The sequence below is a fragment of the Arthrobacter sp. D3-18 genome, from assembly GCF_054408525.1.
Genome location: NZ_CP096440.1, coordinates 687,903 through 706,487, shown reverse-complemented (window position 1 = coordinate 706,487; position 18,585 = coordinate 687,903). Strand labels below are relative to the sequence as shown.

Annotated in this window: 15 protein-coding genes; 8 read left to right on the top strand and 7 right to left on the bottom strand. The window is 61.2% G+C overall.

All coding sequences use genetic code 11. The features are described 5' to 3' along the window. Positions 1–6: 6 nt before the first annotated feature. Positions 7–948: an NAD-dependent epimerase/dehydratase family protein gene (locus tag M1D89_RS05400; RefSeq protein ID WP_498648699.1), complete on the top strand. Its 942-nt coding sequence runs from the start codon at positions 7–9 to the stop codon at positions 946–948. Here the strand turns inward: M1D89_RS05400 and M1D89_RS05395 are convergent. The 7 genes from M1D89_RS05395 to M1D89_RS05365 all read right to left on the bottom strand — a co-directional run bounded on the left by M1D89_RS05395 (position 941) and on the right by M1D89_RS05365 (position 8,390). Then, entirely contained in the window at positions 941–2,110 is a 1,170-nt protein-coding gene (locus M1D89_RS05395; protein WP_498648698.1) for a Gfo/Idh/MocA family protein, read from the bottom strand. The two genes, M1D89_RS05400 and M1D89_RS05395, sit on opposite strands and share 8 nt — an antisense overlap. 2 nt (positions 2,111–2,112) lie before the next feature. Then, positions 2,113–2,862, bottom strand: a complete 750-nt coding sequence (locus tag M1D89_RS05390; protein WP_498648696.1) for a ThuA domain-containing protein — start codon at positions 2,860–2,862, stop codon at positions 2,113–2,115. A 1-nt stretch (position 2,863) separates the two neighbouring features. Next, the gene (locus M1D89_RS05385; protein WP_498648694.1) at positions 2,864–3,967 is read right to left on the bottom strand and encodes a Gfo/Idh/MocA family protein; all 1,104 of its coding nucleotides are present in this window, start codon (positions 3,965–3,967) and stop codon (positions 2,864–2,866) included. A 45-nt stretch (positions 3,968–4,012) separates the two neighbouring features. Further along, positions 4,013–4,912 carry a carbohydrate ABC transporter permease gene (locus M1D89_RS05380; protein ID WP_498648693.1) on the bottom strand — a complete coding sequence of 300 codons (900 nt, stop codon included), beginning with the start codon at positions 4,910–4,912 and terminating at the stop codon, positions 4,013–4,015. After that, positions 4,909–5,868, bottom strand: a complete 960-nt coding sequence (locus tag M1D89_RS05375) for a carbohydrate ABC transporter permease (protein WP_498648692.1) — start codon at positions 5,866–5,868, stop codon at positions 4,909–4,911. The genes M1D89_RS05380 and M1D89_RS05375 overlap by 4 nt, the downstream gene beginning before the upstream one ends. A gap of 2 nt (positions 5,869–5,870) precedes the next feature. Beyond that, positions 5,871–7,193, bottom strand: coding sequence for an ABC transporter substrate-binding protein (locus M1D89_RS05370; RefSeq protein WP_498648690.1), 1,323 nt, complete (start codon positions 7,191–7,193; stop codon positions 5,871–5,873). A 201-nt stretch (positions 7,194–7,394) separates the two neighbouring features. Continuing rightward, entirely contained in the window at positions 7,395–8,390 is a 996-nt protein-coding gene (locus M1D89_RS05365) for a LacI family DNA-binding transcriptional regulator (protein WP_498648689.1), read from the bottom strand. Between the two features lie 486 nt (positions 8,391–8,876). Between M1D89_RS05365 and M1D89_RS05360 the strand changes: the two genes are divergently transcribed. From M1D89_RS05360 to allB, 7 genes are all read left to right on the top strand, one after another. After that, a complete protein-coding gene (locus M1D89_RS05360) occupies positions 8,877–9,944 on the top strand; it encodes a GmrSD restriction endonuclease domain-containing protein (RefSeq protein WP_498648688.1) in 1,068 nt (355 codons plus the stop codon). Further along, on the top strand, positions 9,941–10,624 hold the full coding sequence (locus tag M1D89_RS05355) for a HEPN domain-containing protein (RefSeq protein ID WP_498648687.1): 684 nt from the start codon (positions 9,941–9,943) through the stop codon (positions 10,622–10,624). Before M1D89_RS05360 ends, M1D89_RS05355 begins: the two co-directional genes overlap by 4 nt. Before the next feature lie 1,690 nt (positions 10,625–12,314). Then, positions 12,315–13,118, top strand: a complete 804-nt coding sequence (locus M1D89_RS05350; protein WP_442013660.1) for a hydroxypyruvate isomerase family protein — start codon at positions 12,315–12,317, stop codon at positions 13,116–13,118. Positions 13,119–13,189: 71 nt separating this feature from the next. Further along, the gene (locus M1D89_RS05345) at positions 13,190–14,125 is read left to right on the top strand and encodes a 2-hydroxy-3-oxopropionate reductase (protein ID WP_498648684.1); all 936 of its coding nucleotides are present in this window, start codon (positions 13,190–13,192) and stop codon (positions 14,123–14,125) included. Between the two features lie 134 nt (positions 14,126–14,259). Then, positions 14,260–16,035, top strand: a complete 1,776-nt coding sequence (gene gcl, locus M1D89_RS05340) for a glyoxylate carboligase (RefSeq protein WP_364305879.1) — start codon at positions 14,260–14,262, stop codon at positions 16,033–16,035. Between the two features lie 28 nt (positions 16,036–16,063). Beyond that, positions 16,064–17,233, top strand: a complete 1,170-nt coding sequence (locus M1D89_RS05335) for a glycerate kinase (RefSeq protein ID WP_498648682.1) — start codon at positions 16,064–16,066, stop codon at positions 17,231–17,233. Further along, entirely contained in the window at positions 17,226–18,575 is a 1,350-nt protein-coding gene (gene allB, locus M1D89_RS05330; protein ID WP_011776129.1) for an allantoinase AllB, read from the top strand. The genes M1D89_RS05335 and allB overlap by 8 nt, the downstream gene beginning before the upstream one ends. The last annotated feature ends 10 nt before the right edge of the window (positions 18,576–18,585 follow it).

The following is an 18,585-nucleotide window of genomic DNA, read 5'->3' as shown; positions in this document are numbered from 1 at the left end:
TTAGTAATGCAGACCATACTTGGCGCGAACGGCCAGATCGCCGTGGAGCTCGCCCGCGAGCTACAACGCGCCTACACCGAGGATCTTCGGCTCGTGAGCCGTAATCCCCGCAAGGTCAACGAGTCAGACTCCCTCATCAAAGCGGACCTGCTCGACGCCGGCCAGACAACCGCGGCCGTTGCGGGCAGCGACGTCGTCTATTTCACTGCAGGGCTGCCGGCAAACACTGAGCTGTGGGAGGCGCAGTTCCCGACGATGCTCCGGAATGCACAGGAGGCATCCAGGGCTGCTGGCGCCAAATTCGTCTACTTTGACAACACGTACATGTATCCCCAGGACGACCGCGTACAGACCGAGCAAACCCCATTCGCCCCCAACGGACGCAAGGGCAAGGTCCGCGCCGCGATGGCATCGATGGTGCTTGACGAGATGGCGCGGGGCGACATACCGGTACTCATCGCCCGGGCTCCCGAGTTCTACGGGCCGGGCCGGACGCAGAGCTTCACCAACGCCCTGATCATCGATCCTCTCAAGGCAGCTAAAAAGCCCCGCATCCCAGTACGGGATGACCGTCAACGGACGCTGATCTGGACTCCGGATGCAAGCCGTGCCCTTGCGCTTCTGGGCAACACACCGGACGCCTTCGGGCAGACATGGCACCTTCCGGTCGCCGAGGAACGGCCGAACTACCGGGAGTTCGCCACCATGGCCAGCGAAGCGTTCGGCCAGTACCCCGGCTACACGGTGGTGCCACGATGGGTCCTCAACGCAGCTGGGCTGTTCTCGGCGCAGGTACGGGAGCTGCGGGAACTACTGCCGCGCTACGAGCACGACAACCGCTTCGAATCTACGAAGTTCAGGGCGCGATTCCCGGAGTTCGCAGTGACCTCCTATCGCGACGGACTCGCCATCATCCGCCGGGAAGCCGAAGTAGTTCCGCCTAGTTGACCCCAACCCGTTCTGGAACCTCCGTCACCACACTCCTGTTCCTCGCCGACTCTTCGACGGCGGCCAGCACCCGCTGGATCTGGAGCCCGTCAGCGAACGACGGCGATGGCTGGCTTCCGTCGTGAACGGCAACTAGGAAGTCGCGGACCTGGTGCGTGAACGTGTGCTCCCAACCGATGACATGCCCCTGCGGCCACCACGCCTCAAGGTACGGGTGTTCGGGCTCATTCACGAGAATCCGCCGGAAACCCTGCTCCCGCACAGGAAGCGTCGCGTCCAGGAAGCCGAGTTCATTCAGGTTCTCCAAATCAAAGGTCAGCGACCCGAGAGAGCCGTAGATTTCGATCTTGAGTGAGTTCTTCTGCCCCGTGGCCACGCGGGATGCTTCCACCGAAGCACTGATGTTTCCTGTCATTCCAAGGGTGGCCCACGCGGCGTCGTCGACTGTCACTTTCTCCAAACCTTCAGGGCCGGGACGCTCGGTAACAAAAGTCCGCAGCGTTCCGGTCACCTCAGTGACGATTTGGCCGGTAAGGTGCTGGACCTGGTCGATAGCGTGGGAAGCGATGTCCCCTAGCGCTCCGGAACCGGCGGTTTCCTTGCGGAGCCGCCAACTCATGGGGGTTTCGACGTCGGAAAGCCAGTCCTGGTGGTAAGCGGCACGGACGTGCCGAACAGTTCCGAGACGTCCCTCCGCGATCAACTCGCGAGCCAGTGCCAGCGCAGGCACCCGCCGGTAATTGAAACCGACCATCGACTGCACACCCCGGGCCCTGGCGGAGGCAGCCGCACCCGCCATCAACTCAGCCTCATCCAAAGTATTGGCAAGTGGCTTTTCCACCAGGACGTGCTTGCCGGCTTCCAACGCTGCGATGGCGATCTCGGCATGCATCCAGCCTGGCGCGCAGATATCCACGATGTCGATGTCGTCCCGTGCGATCACGGATCGCCAGTCGGTAGCCGATTCAGCCCAGCCGTACTTCGCAGCAGCCTCGGCAACCAAGGCGGCGTCCCGGCCAACGAGCACCTTCTGCTCGAAGGCCGGAACGTCGAAGAAACTGGCCACATTCCGCCACGCATTCGAGTGGGCCTTCCCCATAAAGGCGTAGCCGATGGCGGCCACGCCTTTAGGACGGCCAGCAGGAAAAAGGGAACTGGTCATCGTTAGGCTTCCTCGAACCAGCCCCGGGCCGGATTGGAGACCTCCGGCGCCTCCCGGAAAACACCAGGCTGCGCCACCCAACCAACCCCGTTGGCGATCACCTTCTGGATCTGCGGCTGGTGGTACACCGGGTATTCCTGGTCGCCGGGGCTGAAGTAGAAGATCCGACCCTTGCCCCGGGAGAATGTCACGCCGGAGCGGAACACCTCTCCCCCGGTGAACGAGCTGATGAAGATCAGGTCATCGGGCTCCGGAATGTCGAAAAGTTCGCCGTACATTTCCTGCTGAGGGATCACGATCGGGCTCTCGATACCAGCCGCGATCGGATGCGAGGGCTTGACCGTCCACACGAGCTCGCGTTCGCCCTCGTTGCGCCACTTCAGAGAGCAGGTGGTCCCCAACAATTGAGTGAAGATCTTGGCGAAGTGCCCGGAGTGCAGAACCACCAGGCCCATGCCGCCGAGCACGTGCCGCTGCACGCGCTCCACCACCTCATCAGCCACTTCCTCGTGCGCAATATGTCCCCACCACAAGAGCACATCTGTCTGTTCCAGGACTTCCTCGGACAGACCGTGCTCGGGGTCGGCCAACGTGGCTGTGGAGATTTCGGAGTCCGGGTAGAAGCCGCGGAGCCCTGCGGCGATGGCGCCGTGAATCCCTTCCGGGTACATCTCGCCGATAGTCGCGGGCTCGTTGCGGGCTTCGTGAACGGCCTCGTTCCAGACGACAACCTTCAATTTCTGTTCAGACATTTCAGAGCACCACTTCACGTTGTTCGAGGGCGGATTTGTAGCAAGCATCAAGTATCAAGGCACGGCTCAGGGCAAGCGAGCCGTCATGACTTCCCCACACAGTTTCGCCACCGCGCACCGCGGCAATGAAATCGTCGACGACGGCCTGGTGGGCGCGCCCGGGTTCGGCCACTACCTCGAAGTCGGCGTTCTCGCCGTCCTTCTCAGTAAAGACGTGGACGTCCGCAACCGGGTTCTCGGAGGCGCCGACCGAGCGCAGGTCCGCTCCGCCGTCGGTCCCGTAAACGGTGAAGTCCATCAGGTCCTTCTCGTCGCGGTAGGTTGCCCATCCCGCTTCCAGGATCAAGGTGCCGCCGCCTTCCAGCCGGATGAACGCTGATGCGAAATCTTCCACTTCAAATTTATGACTGGAGTTCGACGCCGTATAGCGGGCGTTACCGCCGAGGCCGCGTGGCCCGAGCTCGGAGTGGGTGGATGCCGAGACCGCCAAGACCTTCGGCTCCCCCAGCAGGTGCAGGGAGTAGTCCAGCACGTGGACCCCGATGTCAGCCAGCGGGCCACCGCCGGCGAGCTCAGGATTGGTGAACCAGCTGCCCAGCATCGGAATCCCCTGACGACGGAGCCACGACGCTTTCGCGTAGTACGGACGTCCCAGCGTGCCGGCGTCGATCACTTCTTTCAACGCCTGGATGTCGCCGCGGCGGCGGTGGTTGAACGCCACGTCCAGGACGCGTCCCGCCTTCCGGGCGGCGTCCACCATCGCTTGGCCTTCGACGGCGTTGCGGGCGATCGGCTTCTCGCTCAGCACATGCAGTCCCCGCCCAAGCGAAGCGACCGCGATGGGCGCGTGCAGGAAGGTGGGCACAGCGATGCTGACGGCGTCGAGGTCCTCAAGCTCAATCATGTCCTCCCAGCGGGCGAAGGCGTGAGGGATGCTGTACTCCTCCGTCAGCTGGGCCAGGAGTTCTTCTTCCATGCCGGCGACGGCGACAATCTCGACGCCGTCGATGTTGCTGTACGCCTTGAGGTGCTGCTGGCCGGCCCAACCGATACCCACAACTCCCACCTTGAGGGTTGCGGACGGGACCTGCTGCTGAATGCTCACGTTGTTCCTGTTCTTTCTGGGGTTTCTAGGTTCGGGTTTCAAGGACTAGCCCTTGACGGCGCCGGCCGTCATGCCGGAGACGATGCGCTTCTGGCAGAGGAGCACCAAGATAACGAGCGGGATGGTGATGATTACCGACGCGGCGCTGATGGTGCCGAGTGGTTGGTCGAACTCGCTGGTGCCGCTGAAGAACGCGATGGCTACGGGGACGGGACGGGATTCCGGCGAGGTGGTCAGCGTGACGGCCAGGAGGAATTCGTTCCAGACCGAGATGAACACGAGAATGGCCGTCGTCGCCAGGCCAGGGATTGCCAAGGGAAGGATGACTTTCCGGAAGGCGACAAACGGTGTGGCGCCGTCCATGTACGCGGATTCCTCCAGCTCGCGCGGGATCTCCTTGAAGAACGACGTCAGTGTGTAGATCGCCAGAGGCAACGCGAACGTCAGCTTCGGAATGATGAGACCAAGCAAGGTGTCGTACAGGCCGATTTCGCGCCAGATGGAGAACATCGGTGCCGCGATGGCGATGGCCGGAAACGTGGTGACCGAGAGGATCAGCGTCAGAATCATCGCCTTGCGGCGCATCTTCAGCCTGGCCAGCGCATACGCGGCGAAGGATGCAAACACCAGCGCCACTGTGGTGGTCACGACGGCGATAATCACCGAGTTGCGCAAGGCCAGGAGGAACTCGGGGTTCTGGAAGACGACTAGATAGTTCTCGAGGGTCGGCTGGCTCGGGAACAGCTCGCCTTGGGACAGGCTCGCACCCTTCTTAAGGGAGGTGTTGACCAGCCAGTAGAAGGGTATGAGCGAGAAAGCCATGACGGCCACCACGAACACCCATACCAGTGGATGCAGTTTCGATTCCCCACGCAACCGACGCTTCGGCGCCTTGGGGCGCGAGGCGAGTTCCGCCGTCGGGCGTTCTGCAGTCAGTGTGCTCATTGTTCCTCCTTCGCGACGTCGCGGATGTTGCCGCCGGCGAAGCGGACGTAGATGACCGAGACCACCATGACGGTGAGGAAGGTCAGGATGGACAGCGCCGAGCCTTCGCCCACCAGCCGGTTTTCGCGCAGTTGCGTGTAGGCCAGCATGGACATGGATTCGGTGCCGTTAGCGCCGCGGGTGAGGACGAACGGCAGGTCGAAGACGCGGAGGGCGTCCATGGTGCGGAAGATCGCGGCGAGGACGATTGCCGGACGCAGGAGCGGCAGGGTGATGTGAACGAAGGTCTGCCACTTGCTGGCGCCGTCGAGTTCTGCGGCCTCGTACGTTTCGGCGGAGATGACCTGCAGGCCGGCCAGGATGATGAGCGCCGCGAAGGGCGTCGTCTTCCAGAGGTCGGCCATGACGATCACGGCCATCGCGTAGCCGTGCTCACCGAGCCAGACGACGTCGCCGCCCGGGAGTCCAAGCGTGGAGAGGACGTTGGTGACCAGGCCCATGTTGGGCTGGAACATCGTCTGCCACGTGATGGCGCTGACCACCGTGATGATCGCGTACGGCAGCAGAACCACAGTGCGCAGGACGGCGCGGCCCTTGAACGCGAGGTTGAGCAGGAGCGCCATGGCCGTGCCGAGGACGAGTTCCAAGCTGACGGAGAGGCCCGCGAACAGGAACGTCTGGCCGAACGCCGCCCACCATTCGTTGCTGGTGAGCGCGGCGATGTAGTTGTCCAGCCCGACAAAGCGGGACAGACCGGCGGTGCGGACGCTGTACTGGTTCAGCGAGAGCCAGATCGCGTAGCCGATGGGGACCGCCGCCACCAGCGCCATGATGACCAGCGATGGGGCGGTCATGCGGAATGCGAGCTTCCGCTCGGCGCGGTCGCGGCCGCTTACGCGGCTTGGCGGGCGGCCGCCGGGTGCCCCGCGTCTGGGTTGAAGTGTCTTGGTGGCCATGATCAGAAGCTCGCCTTGGCGCTGGTGATTTCTTCGGCCATGCTCTTCACGGCGTCCTCGGTGGAGGCGGTGCCGGAGAGGACGGCGTAGACGTTCTTGTAGATCGCCTGCGAGATCTGCGGGTAGACCGGGGAGATCGGGCGCGGCTTGGCACCCTTCACGGAGGCGAGGAGTTCGGCGGCGAACGGCATCTTCTGCAGCACGGCCGGGTCCGAGTAGGCAGCCTCGTTGACCGGTGCCTGCGAGTAGTCCATGGCCACGTGCTTCTGCCAGTCCGGCGTGGTGGCGAAGTCGATGAACGCGACAGCCCCGGCCTGATTGGTGGAGTGAGCCGAGATCGCCAGGTTCCAGCCGCCCAGCACGCCGGAGGCCTTGCCGCCTTCCCATGCCGGCAGCGGCGCGACCTCGAAGCTGGATGCCAGCGGTGTCGCGTTGAGCAGCCGGTACACGTGCGGCCAGTTGCGCTGGTATCCGAAATCGCCGGACTCGTAAGCGAGGCGGGCCGGGTCTTCGTTGTAGGTCAGGACGGCACGGTCGGCCGAGCCGTCTTTGAGGCCCTTGCTCATGAAGTCGAGGACTTCGCGGGTCTCCTCGGAGTCGATTTTGACGTTGCCTTGGTCATCCAGGACTTCACCGCCTGCGCTGTAGAGCATTTCGAGGAAGTTCACCGTGAGGCCCTCGTACTGCTTGCCTTGGTAGACGAAGCCGTTGCCAGGTGCCTTGGCAGCTTCCGCGTAGAGCTGCTGCCAGGTCTCGGGCTTGGCCACCTTGTCCTTCTGGTAGTAGATCAGTCCAGCGTTGGTGAAGAACGGCGAGCCCCAGTACTTGTCCTCGTACTTGGTGGTTTCCACAGTGGAGGGAATGAGCCGGTCTTTGTTGGCCTCTACCAGCTTGGTCTGGTCCAACAGCCAGCCCTGGGAGGCGAACTCAGAGGTCCAGATGACGTCCGTGATGAAGATGTCGCACTCGGTGGACTTGCCCTCGAGCCGCTGCACGATCTGCGTGCGGGCTTCATCCGTGGTGGCGCCGATCTCGGTGTACTTGGCCGTGACCTTGCCGTTCACCTTGGTGAACGCCTCCGCCGTGCCCTTGTAGATACCGCTCGCGTCCTTGACGCCGCAGATGTTCACGTTGCCGCTGGCATTAGCGCCCGACGCCGGATCGGCAGCTGCTGCTTGCTCGGCACCTTGGGGTGCTGCTCCCCCGCCGCACGCGCTGAGGAGGAGGGCTGCGGCTGCGATTGCGGTGGCCGCCAGTGCTTTACGGTTTCGGGGTGTTGCTTGGTTCTGGCTCTGGAGCGGGGAAGCAGGTCGGTTCAAGTCCACAAGTGGCTCCTTTGGGGTCTGTGGGCGGGTGGCGTTCAGTGCGCGTTCTGGCTGTCCCGCGTTCTGAAGGTGGCTTCTTTGCCGGTGGTTCGTTTTGATCCATGGAATCGATTCCATATGTGTTCAAAAGAATCGGCCTTGCGGCCGTGGAATCGATTCCAAAGTAGTGTGACAGGGACCACTGAGGGCTGTCAACCCTCTTTATTTAGTCGAGTCCCTGATGACAAGTTCGTGCGGGAGGAAAGTTCTCCCCTTGCGATGTGAACCCTCGACGGTCATCCGCTCGAGCAGTTCAGCGAAGGCTACGCGGCCCATTTCGTAGGCCGGCTGCCTTACTGTGGTCAGCTCCGGGACGCACATTTCCGCTTGGGCCGAGTCATCGAATCCCGCCACAGCGATGTCATCCGGGACTTTGAGGCCTGCGTCGGTGAGTTCCCGAACGCACCCAGCTGCGACCACGTCGGTTCCACAGAAGATGGCGTCCGGAAGGTCCGATGCTTCGAGGAGCTTCCTTGCGAGGGTGCGGCCGGAGTGGAAGCCGAAGTTGCCGTCACCGAACAGGATCTGATCCGGTTCCAAGCCCGCCTCTTCAAGCGCCTGACGGAAGCCCTCCTCACGGAGCCTGCCCGAGCGGGCACCTCTGTGGGCGAGCATGGCCAGCTTCTTGGCGCCAGTGTCGATCAGGTGCTTGGTGATATCGAAGGCGGCCTCACGGTCATCGATGGACACTCCGAATGCCGCCTCGGCGTCGACGATTTCACAGACTTGGACCACACTCATTTGCTCGGCGACTGTGTTGACGTCGTCGTCCGGCATCGTGGGCGAGAAGATGACCAATCCGTCCACGGAGCCGTTTCGCAACATATCCACGAGTTGTTGTTCGCGATCCAAGTCCCCGTCGGTCGCTGCGATGAGGCTGACGTAACCCGAGTCCGCGGCAGCGTCGCCGACACCCCGGAAGACTTCGCTGATCACGAGCGAGTCGAGGTTCTTGGCGAGTGCCAGCACGCGCATTGTGCGGTCTCGGCGCAGGTCCCTGGCCGAGGCAAGCGGACGATAGCTGAGCTCCCGGATTGCGCCATCGACCTTCTCCTTGGCTGCCGCGCTGACAGCCGGGCTCCCGTTCAAGACGCGCGACACCGTCCCCACGGACACACCCGCAGTCTTAGCGACGTCCTGAACTGTCGGCCGAGCCATTCGATTGTCCTTCCAAGACCAGTCCAAAGTGCGCTAACGCCAGTGCTCCTTAGCACCCACCGGCGCTCCTCAGCTTAGCTCTAGCAGGAGTGCCAGATATCCTCCGCCGCCGTGCTCCTGGCTGGTCGAGCTGACTTCAACCGGACGCACGGCGGCACATCAGATGATCTTGGGCGCCAAGGGCGCTCCGTGCAGAGTCAGGAGGCAAAGGCCGTTTCATACCTGCCACCTTGTTCGTCAGCTACAGTATGTTTGGCCCTCAGGTATGGCAACCGCAGTCCATAACGGAGTCTGGCAAAACCGCATCTGCCCTTGATCTCAAGGTGCCACATCATCGACGCGCAGGACATTCTCAGGCCGTAATTTATACAAAATGATGCGAGGTGCGTTACCCCCTTTCGCTTACGAAGACGATGCGAAACATCTCACAAGCAACTGGAAGACATAGCAGGCGGGGTGGCACGCCCGTTTCTGTATAGTCGGAGCATGGCCAAACATGATGCGTCCGCGCAACGCCTTGAACTGCACGAGCAACGACGCAAGGTTGACTTCGATTCATACGACATTACAGTTGACGAACTGGTGAGGCGAGTGGGCAAGAAGCGCATCGAGATTGCACCCGCGTACCAGCGCCAGTTCCGATGGGACGAAGAACGTCAATCACGGCTCATCGAGTCTTTGATGCTGGGTATTCCCGTTCCGCCACTATTCATGGCGACGAATGTGCATACAGAAAAGGGGACCACATGGGAAGTAGTGGACGGCCTTCAGCGCTTACTTTCACTCGTCAATTTCATGGGCGACGATACGACACGCGCGGCGACTCGACTAGTTGGTTCACCACTGAAACTTACCGCCCTCGATAAGCTTAGCTCTCTTCAGGGAGCATACTTTCACGAATTACCAGCAGATATACAGACCGGGCTTGAGGATCGACCAATAAAGGTCATAGTCCTCAATGACAAGAGTGACTTACAAGTTCGATTTGATCTTTTTGAGCGACTAAATACTGGAGGGGTACGACTTACGGATCATGAGGTCCGCGAGTGCGTATTCATGGGCGAGTTTATCGACCTCGTCGGCGAACTATCAATGACAGAGGAGTTCAAGAGCGTCGTAGTCTTGCCTCGCTCCAGCCAACAAGACGGAACTGCTCAGGACTACGTGTTGAGGTTTTTTGCATTCACGGAACGCTATGCCACATTTGAGCATTCTGTGAAAGACTTTCTCAACGGTTTTTGCGCTGATGCCGCAGCGGACCCCAATGTTGAAGAGCGGGCGGAACTTTTCCGCAAGACATTTACCTTGTTGGCAAAAACATTTCCTAATGGCCTCAAAACTAGAAAAGGTACTACTCCAGTCAACCTCTTCGAAGGGGTTGCAGCGGGAGCTGCCTTAGCCATTCAGCACGACCCATCTCTACGACCTGTGACTGACACATCTTGGATCGCATCAGAGGAGATGAAAAAAATGACTACGGGTGCTACAAACAATCGCCGGCGCGTTAGTGGGAGAGTCGAGTTCAGTAGAGATAGTTTCCTTAGCCTCCAATGATTAGCCTCAGACTGCACATAGCAGAACTTAACTCTAGACTTGACACCGCAACCAGATTGATCGACGAAACTCACCCTCAGCCTACATCGTCGGGGTTACCATCAAGCTCCGGGCCAATATCAAAAGAGGCGCGGGGATTAGCCGTCGTTTTACTCTTTGCAGCATACGAAAATCTCCTAACTTCCCTCACGCGCACTCTTCTCGATGCAGCAATATCTTGCCGAGTGGGTAATCGTCGACTTCGCCCAGGATTCAGAATGTTTGCCGTCAAGTCCTCTGTTGCTTCGCTTAGAGATATGTCTGAGAAGAAGCTCTTCTCGCACAGCCTTCCGCGCCTAATCGAGCAAGTAGACTCAGGAAGATCCTGCACCATTGATGCAGAGGCTTTTCCAAACGATGGATCATTTATGAAATCCAGCCAGATCAAAGTTTGGTGTGACATTTTCGAAGTAGGCCCACCTCAAAGATACCTTCGGAGAACCTGGGGTTCCGTGGATGCGATCGTTGCTCAGCGGAATCAAATTGCTCACGGAGCAGCCACCCCTGACGAAGTAGGTCGCAGTTATACAGAGACTGAAATACGGACGCTGATCGACAATTGGCGTACGGACTGGACCGACTTTCTTTTACATGTTGAAAGCCTGGCTAGTACTCGTGACTTCTTTCGAATGCCTCGATAGCTCTGTATGCGATTGCAGAAAGTATTATCGTGACTCTGTAGCTTGTGTAGCCTTGATCGCTTTCCAGCTATCGCGATTCGCATTAATATATGCAGTTCTTGCTGCCCAATATTCAACAGGTTCGGCTAGGATATCAATCTCTCCTCCCTTGGAGGCCGCCCCTTTGGTTCGACAAATCACACAATAGGGGAATCGCTTGGGTACTGCACCCCAAAAAGTCTAAGTCACCGATTCCCGGGGGAGCAGCGGGAGGAACCTCCTATTGTCGGGGCGAAGTGAAATCGAGAATAAACAAATTTCTGACTTTTCCTCCGATCATCGACAGGTTTACATCTGTGCCGATAAATCTGGTTTGGCTCAATCAAATTGCGCCGGCTCTGGAAACTAAAGCCGGTCACGCGACTTCCATGCAACCTGAATAAATAAAGTCAATGAAGACGCCTGAATCTTTGGCCAGAACATGTAAATATCTCTACCTGAGATGACTAGCCTATCGAAGTTCATCACCCTAGCCATCAGTCGATGTACCTGGTCTCGACGCTTCCCCAGAAATTCTCGCATTTTCGAACAAGTTTCCCACCAGCAAAATTACATGATTAGACTTTGACTATCAGGGAATCATTTAACGTCAAGGTTCCTGAGAGTGACTTTGCATTCTCAAAACTTAGCGTGCCAACCTCAAGCTTGAGTTGATTCAAGTCGAAATCGTCAATGAACCTGGCGCGGTCAAGCGCAAAGGGCGTCCACGCAAACGGTCGGCGATAGTTTACTACCGGACGCCAGCCAGCCATCAGCGAGCCCGACCATTGCATACACACCAGGCAATCTGACACCAGCACTGGCATGACCCAGCCGCTCCGCAGCTTTGGTGTATCTAGCCCGCAAGTCGGCTATATCACCGTCCTTTCGCTTTCCACCCCAAAGTCCTGGCTGGCGATCTCGCTCAGGACTGGAAAAGCTTCCTCCGCGCGCTGCCGAGCCTCCTCAGTTCGCTACCGTGCCTCCTCAACCCCTTGGCGCCGCTCTGCCAATAGCTGACGCCGGTATGCGACTATGGCGCCGCCACCCAATCCCGCCAACCCAACAACGGCGATGGTACTCCGGGTCACGTCGTATCACCGTGCGGAATCTGTAGACGGCATCGGTCCACTCAGCGGCCACGCGCTTCCTGAAGTCAGGTTGGCAAAACTATTAGTGCAATTCCACCGACAAGCAGTCTGGCACCCACGGCACTAGTTGCCATCCATAAGAGCGGTGCCTGCGTGCTGGAGGCCCTTGGCGCAGGATTGGAAGCTGGATCGGGTACATCCACTTGCTCGATGATGATTGCGTAGGGTTGCTTACCCTGCCGCACCCGTGCCACGCGGGCAATCCATGAACTTTCGTATGAAGTCGCTCCTCGTCAAGCTCTGCTACAGACAGCGGCCCACACTGCCCCAGGATACTTCCATCGATTAGCCTTCCGGGACTGGGGCGGGTGAAATAACCTACGGCCATAAACCCATTCAGCGATTCTGGTATCCCAAACCCCCGCCTCCCCACGCGCCCCCTTGACTCCCACCCCCACCTTCCCTAAGCTTTTCATAAAGCAGAATCTAAATTCCACAAAGCGGAAACTGAGGCCAAACACCAAGGCAGCAGCCAGGCTACCTGGAAGATAGATCAAAGCCCCTCCTCGGAAGGACCTACGATGACGTACACAGTGAACTGCTCCATCCTCCTGACGGAGCTGCCCTTGCTCGAGCGCCCCGCCGCCGCGAAGGCAGCCGGTTTTGACGCCGTCGAGTTCTGGTGGCCCTTCGAAACCTCCGTCCCCACCGACGCACAAGTAACCGAATTCGAGAACGCCATCAAGGACGCCGGCGTTCAGCTGACGGGCCTGAACTTCAACGCAGGCAACATGCCCGGCGGCGACCGCGGCCTGGTTTCCTGGAAGGGACGTTGCTCCGAGTTCAAGGACAACATCGACGTCGTTGCCGGCATCGGTGAGCGCCTGGGCTGCAAGGCCTTCAACGCCCTCTACGGCAACCGCCAGGACGAGTTCACCCCTGAAGAGCAGGACGAACTCGCGGCCAAGAACCTCGCCGCAGCAGCTGAAGGCGTCGCCCGCATCGGCGGCACCGTCCTCCTCGAACCGGTCAGCGGCGCACCCAAGTACCCGCTCCTCACCGCCGAAGACGCACTCAAGGTCATCGCGCGAGTCAAGGCAGAATCCGGCGCACAGAACATCAAGCTCCTCGCCGACTTCTACCACCTGGCAGTCAACGGCGACGACGTCGAATCCGTCATCGAGAACCATGCCAAGGACTTCGGCCACATCCAGATCGCCGACAACCCCGGCCGCGGCGCTCCCGGAACCGGCACGCTCCCCCTCGGCGAATGGATCGCCCGCAGCCGCGAACTCGGCTACGACGGCTACATCGGCCTCGAGTACAAGGAACCGCAGGAATCGGCTTTCAGCTGGGCCATCCGCCAGCGCGCCAACGCCAACTAGGCCACGCAGCCCCAACTGGGTAGCAGATCAGGCCGTTCTGAACGCTGAGAACGACGCGAACTGCGACCTAGTTGGGTAAGCACACCCGGGTTAAAACACACACGGACTTCCCCAGAAAGAGAACCACAATGAGCAACGTTGCAGTCATCGGACTCGGAATCATGGGCCTCCCCATGGCCATCAACCTTGTCAAGGCTGGCCACACGGTCACCGGTTTCAACCGCAGCCAGGACAAGATCGACAAGCTCGTCTCCGAGGGCGGCCAGGGTGCCACGAGCATCGCGGACGCAGTCAAGGACGCCGACGTCGTCATCACCATGGTCCCCGACTCCCCCGATGTTGAGGGTGTAGTCAGCGGCAAGGACGGCGTCTTCGCCAACGCGAAGAAGGGCACCCTCTGGATCGACGCATCCAGCATCCGCCCGGACGTCGCCAAGCGCCTCTCCGACGACGCAGTCGCAGCCGGCATCCGCCCGCTCGATGCTCCCGTATCCGGCGGCGAACAGGGCGCAATCGACGCTGTCCTCTCCATCATGGTCGGCGGCGAGAAGGAAGACTTCGACGCTGCGCAGGATGTCCTCAACGCAGTGGGCAAAACCATCGTCCACGTCGGCCCGTCCGGCTCCGGCCAGACCGTCAAGGCAGCCAACCAGCTGATCGTGGCCGTCAACATCCAGGTTCTCGGCGAGGCCATCGCCTTCCTTGAGGCCTACGGCGTAGACACCGACGCAGCACTGAAGGTCCTGGGCGGCGGCTTGGCCGGCTCCAAGGTCCTCGAGCAGAAGGGTCAGAAGATGCTCGACCGCAACTTCGACCCCGGCTTCCGCCTGGCCCTCCACCACAAGGACCTCGGCATCGTCACCTCCGCAGCCCGCGAAGCCAACGTCGCTGTCCCGCTCGGCGCCGTCGTCGCCCAGCTCGTCGCCGCAACCGTCAACCAGGGCGACGGCGGCCTTGACCACTCGGGCCTCTTCAAGCAGGTCCTCCAGCTCAGCGGCCGCAACTAACCCCAGCCGCCCAAGAGGCAACAAAGAAACAAAAGTAGGGACCCCGCCGTCGTACTTAAACGACGGCGGCTCCCTCACCACACCCAAAAACACCACAGACTTCGCCCGCAAGGGCAACAAACAAGGAGTACACCATGGCTAAGATGCGCACCGTTGATGCGGCAGTCGCCATCCTGGAAAAGGAAGGCGCCACCGAGGCTTTCGGCCTGCCAGGCGCAGCGATCAACCCCTTCTACTCAGCAATGCGTGCCCACGGCGGCATCCGCCACACGCTGGCCCGCCACGTTGAAGGCGCCAGCCACATGGCGGACGGCTACAGCCGCGCAGCTGATGGCAACATCGGCATCTGCATCGGCACCTCGGGCCCCGCAGGCACGGACATGATCACTGGCCTGTACGCAGCCCAGGCCGACTCGATCCCCATGCTCTGCATCACCGGCCAGGCACCCGTTGCCAAGCTGCACAAGGAAGACTTCCAGGCCGTGGACATCGAGTCCATCGCCAAGCCGTTGACCAAGTTCGCCATGACCATTCTGGAACCGGGCCAGGTTCCCGGCGCGTTCCAGAAGGCGTTCCAGCTGATGCGTTCGGGTCGTCCGGGCCCGGTTCTGCTGGATCTGCCCATCGACGTTCAGATGGCCGAGATCGAGTTCGACATCGACGCCTACGAGCCCCTGCCGGTGGAGAAGCCCAAGGCTTCCCGCAAGCAGCTGGAAAAGGCACTGGACCTGCTGACCGCTGCCAAGCACCCGCTGATCGTTGCCGGTGGCGGCATCATCAACGCCGGCGCTTCGGCCCAGCTGGTTGAGCTGGCCGAGATCCTGAACGTTCCGGTTATCCCCACGTTGATGGGTTGGGGCACCATCCCGGACGACCACCAGCTGATGGCCGGCATGGTTGGCCTGCAGACCTCACACCGCTACGGCAACGAGACGTTCCTGCAGAGCGACTTCGTGATCGGCATCGGCAACCGTTGGGCCAACCGCCACACCGGCGGCCTGGACACCTACACGGCCGGCCGTAAGTTCGTGCACATCGACATCGAGCCGACGCAGATCGGTCGCGTTTTCTCGCCGGACTTGGGCATTGCGTCCGACGCCGGTGCGGCGCTGGACGGTCTGTTGGAGCTGGCTCGCGAACGCCAGGCTGCAAAGACCCTGCCGGACTACTCGGGTTGGGTTGCCGAGTGCCAGGAGCGCAAGGGCTCCCTGCACCGCAAGACCAACTTCGACAACGTGCCCATCAAGCCGCAGCGCGTGTACCAGGAGATGAACAAGGCCTTCGGCCGCGACACCACCTACGTGTCCACCATTGGTCTCTCGCAGATCGCCGGCGCACAGATGCTGCACGTGTTCGGTGCCCGCAAGTGGATCAACGCTGGCCAGGCCGGCCCGCTGGGTTGGACCGCTCCCGCCGCTCTCGGTGTAGTGAGGGGTACCCCGGATGCCACCGTTGTTGCCCTGTCCGGTGACTACGACTTCCAGTTCATGATCGAGGAACTGGCCGTTGGCGCACAGTTCAACCTGCCGTACATCCACGTTGTGGTGAACAACAGCTACCTGGGCCTGATCCGTCAGAGCCAGCGCGGCTTCAACATGGAACAGAACGTTTCCCTGGCCTTCGAGAACATCAACTCCCCGGAGACCAACGGCTACGGTGTGGACCACATCAAGGTTGCCGAGGGCTTGGGCTGCAAGGCCATCCGCGTTGAGGACCCGAACGATCTGCCGGCCGCTTTCGACAAGGCAAAGGCACTGATGGGCGAGTTCAAGGTTCCGGTGGTTGTTGAAGTGATCCTGGAAAAGATCACCAACATCTCCATGGGCGTTGAGATCAACGGCGTGAACGAGTTCGAAGAGTTGGCAGAAACCGCGGCGGATGCACCCACCGCGATCCTGACCAAAGCGTAAGTAACAGTAAAAGAAGGGAGGCACCGGAATGCGTGTTGTCATCGCCCCGGACAAATTCAAGGGCTCGCTGTCCGCGCCCGATGTCGCCAAGCACCTGGCAACAGGCCTGCTGGCGGGATACGGGCACAACGGCTTTGAAGCAACACGCATTCCGGTGGCCGACGGCGGCGAAGGAACCATCGACGCCGCCATCGGCTCCGGCTTCACCCGCCGGACCACCACCGTCACCGGCCCGCTCGGCGATCCAGTGAAGGCAGACTTCGCGGTGCGGGATCAGGAAGCTGTCATCGAAATGGCGGCAGCTTCCGGTCTCGCCCTCCTCCCGGACGGCCCCACGTCCCAGACGGCCAAGACCGCAACCAGCATCGGCACGGGTGAACTCATCCGGGCCGCGCTGGACCTCGGCTGCCGCAAGATCATCCTGGGCGTGGGCGGCAGCGCCAACACCGACGCCGGCGCGGGAGTCCTGCAGGGCCTCGGCGCGGTCTTCTTGGACAAGAACGGCAACGAGCTCCCCGGAGGGGGCGCAGCCCTCGCGGAAATAGACAGCATCGATTTCTCCAACTTCGACGTCCGCGTCGAAGCCACGGAGTTCGTGTTGGCGTCCGACGTCGACAATCCCCTTTTGGGGGCCAGCGGAGCCCCAGCCATCTTCGGTCCACAGAAGGGCGCGACGCCGGATGACGTCGCCGAACTGGACGCCGCGGCGAGCCACTTCGTGGACGTGCTCGCAGCAACAACCGGCCATCACGCCAAGTACGCCGCCAAGGCAGAAGGCGCCGGAGCAGCGGGCGGCGTCGGCTACATTGCCATCGCGGCACTGAAGGCAGAGCGGCGGCCGGGCATCGACGTCGTGCTTGAATTCACTGAACTCGAGCACAGGCTGAAGGGCGCCGATCTGGTGATCACGGGAGAAGGCAGCCTGGATGAGCAAAGCCTGCTCGGCAAGACCCCCATGGGCGTCTCGCGGGCGGCACAGAGGAACGGGGTTCCCGTGATCGCAGTGTGCGGTCGGAGTACCCTGAGCCGGGAACAACTCACGGATGCCGGCTTCCATACGGTCCATGCACTGACCGATCTGGAAAAAGATGTCCAAAAATGTATCGCTGAAGCAGGTCCGTTGCTTGAACAATTAGGTAAGCACATAGGCGTGTACCTGGCGGAACGGACCGAAAACAAGGAGTACCTCAATGTCTGAAGCAATCGGCGCCTATGACCTCGTTATCCGGGGCCAGCGCATCCTGACCACCGCCGGCCTCGCAGCCCGCGAAGTTGGCATCCGCGACGGCATCATCGTCGCAATCGAACCCTTGGGCAACGGCCTGACGGGCAACGAGGTCATCGAACTCGCAGACGACGAAACCCTCATCCCCGGCCTGGTGGACACGCACGTCCACGTCAACGAGCCCGGCCGCACCGAGTGGGAAGGCTTCGCCTCCGCCACGCGCGCTGCAGCCGCCGGTGGCGTAACCACTATCATCGACATGCCGCTGAACAGCATCCCGCCCACCACCACCGTGGACGGCCTGGAGCAGAAGCGCGTTGTCGCCAAGGACCAGGCGTTCGTGGATGTCGGATTCTGGGGCGGTGCCATCCCGGGCAACAAGAGCGACCTCCGCCCGCTGCACGACGAAGGCGTTTTCGGCTTCAAGTGTTTCCTCCTTCACTCCGGCGTGGACGAGTTCCCGCACCTGGACGCGGATGAGATGGAAGAGGACATGAAGGAACTCAAGTCCTTCGACTCCCTCATGATCGTGCACGCCGAGGACTCCCACGCGATTGACCGTGCCCCGCACCCCGGCGGTGACCACTACGAAACCTTCCTTGCTTCCCGCCCCCGCGGCGCCGAGAACAAGGCCATTGCCGAGGTCATCGAGCGTGCCCGCTGGACCGGCGCCCGCGCCCACATCCTGCACCTCTCCTCCTCGGACGCGCTGCCCATGATCGCCTCAGCAAAGCGCGACGGCGTCAACCTCACCGTTGAGACGTGCCCGCACTACCTGACGCTCATGGCCGAAGAAATCCCCGACGGCGCCACGGCCTACAAGTGCTGCCCGCCCATCCGTGAGGCCTCCAACCGTGAGCTCCTCTGGAAGGGCCTGCAGGACGGCACCATCGACTGCATCGTCTCGGACCACTCCCCCTCCACACTGGATCTGAAGGACCTGGAAAACGGCGACTTCGCAGTGGCATGGGGCGGCGTTTCCTCGCTGCAGCTGGGCCTGTCCCTCATCTGGACCGAAGCCCGGCACCGTGGCATCCCGCTGGAGCAGGTCGTGTCCTGGATGGCCGAGAAGCCCGCTGCTTTGGCCCGCCTGCACAACAAGGGCCAGCTCGCCCTGGGCTACGACGCCGACTTCTCCATCTTCGCCCCGGACGAAGCCTTCGTTGTGGACGTCACCAAGCTCAAGCACAAGAACCCGATCACGCCGTACGACGGCCGTCCGCTGGCCGGCGTCGTCCGCAAGACCTACCTGCGCGGCACCCCGATCGACGGCCAGAACCCCGGCGGCAAGCTGCTCCGCCGCGGCAACGTTTAGGTCAACCGTC

Excerpts from the sequence above, each read along its gene's own strand:
- M1D89_RS05395 (WP_498648698.1), bottom strand. The coding sequence starts at position 2,110 with ATGACCAGTTCCCTTTTTCCTGCTGGCCGTCCTAAAGGCGTGGCCGCC.
- M1D89_RS05360 (WP_498648688.1), top strand. The coding sequence starts at position 8,877 with ATGGCCAAACATGATGCGTCCGCGCAACGCCTTGAACTGCACGAGCAA.
- M1D89_RS05400 (WP_498648699.1), top strand. The coding sequence starts at position 7 with ATGCAGACCATACTTGGCGCGAACGGCCAGATCGCCGTGGAGCTCGCC.
- gcl (WP_364305879.1), top strand. The coding sequence starts at position 14,260 with ATGGCTAAGATGCGCACCGTTGATGCGGCAGTCGCCATCCTGGAAAAG.
- M1D89_RS05375 (WP_498648692.1), bottom strand. The coding sequence starts at position 5,868 with ATGGCCACCAAGACACTTCAACCCAGACGCGGGGCACCCGGCGGCCGC.
- M1D89_RS05365 (WP_498648689.1), bottom strand. The coding sequence starts at position 8,390 with ATGGCTCGGCCGACAGTTCAGGACGTCGCTAAGACTGCGGGTGTGTCC.
- allB (WP_011776129.1), top strand. The coding sequence starts at position 17,226 with ATGTCTGAAGCAATCGGCGCCTATGACCTCGTTATCCGGGGCCAGCGC.
- M1D89_RS05380 (WP_498648693.1), bottom strand. The coding sequence starts at position 4,912 with ATGAGCACACTGACTGCAGAACGCCCGACGGCGGAACTCGCCTCGCGC.
- M1D89_RS05390 (WP_498648696.1), bottom strand. The coding sequence starts at position 2,862 with ATGTCTGAACAGAAATTGAAGGTTGTCGTCTGGAACGAGGCCGTTCAC.
- M1D89_RS05335 (WP_498648682.1), top strand. The coding sequence starts at position 16,064 with ATGCGTGTTGTCATCGCCCCGGACAAATTCAAGGGCTCGCTGTCCGCG.
- M1D89_RS05355 (WP_498648687.1), top strand. The coding sequence starts at position 9,941 with ATGATTAGCCTCAGACTGCACATAGCAGAACTTAACTCTAGACTTGAC.
- M1D89_RS05350 (WP_442013660.1), top strand. The coding sequence starts at position 12,315 with ATGACGTACACAGTGAACTGCTCCATCCTCCTGACGGAGCTGCCCTTG.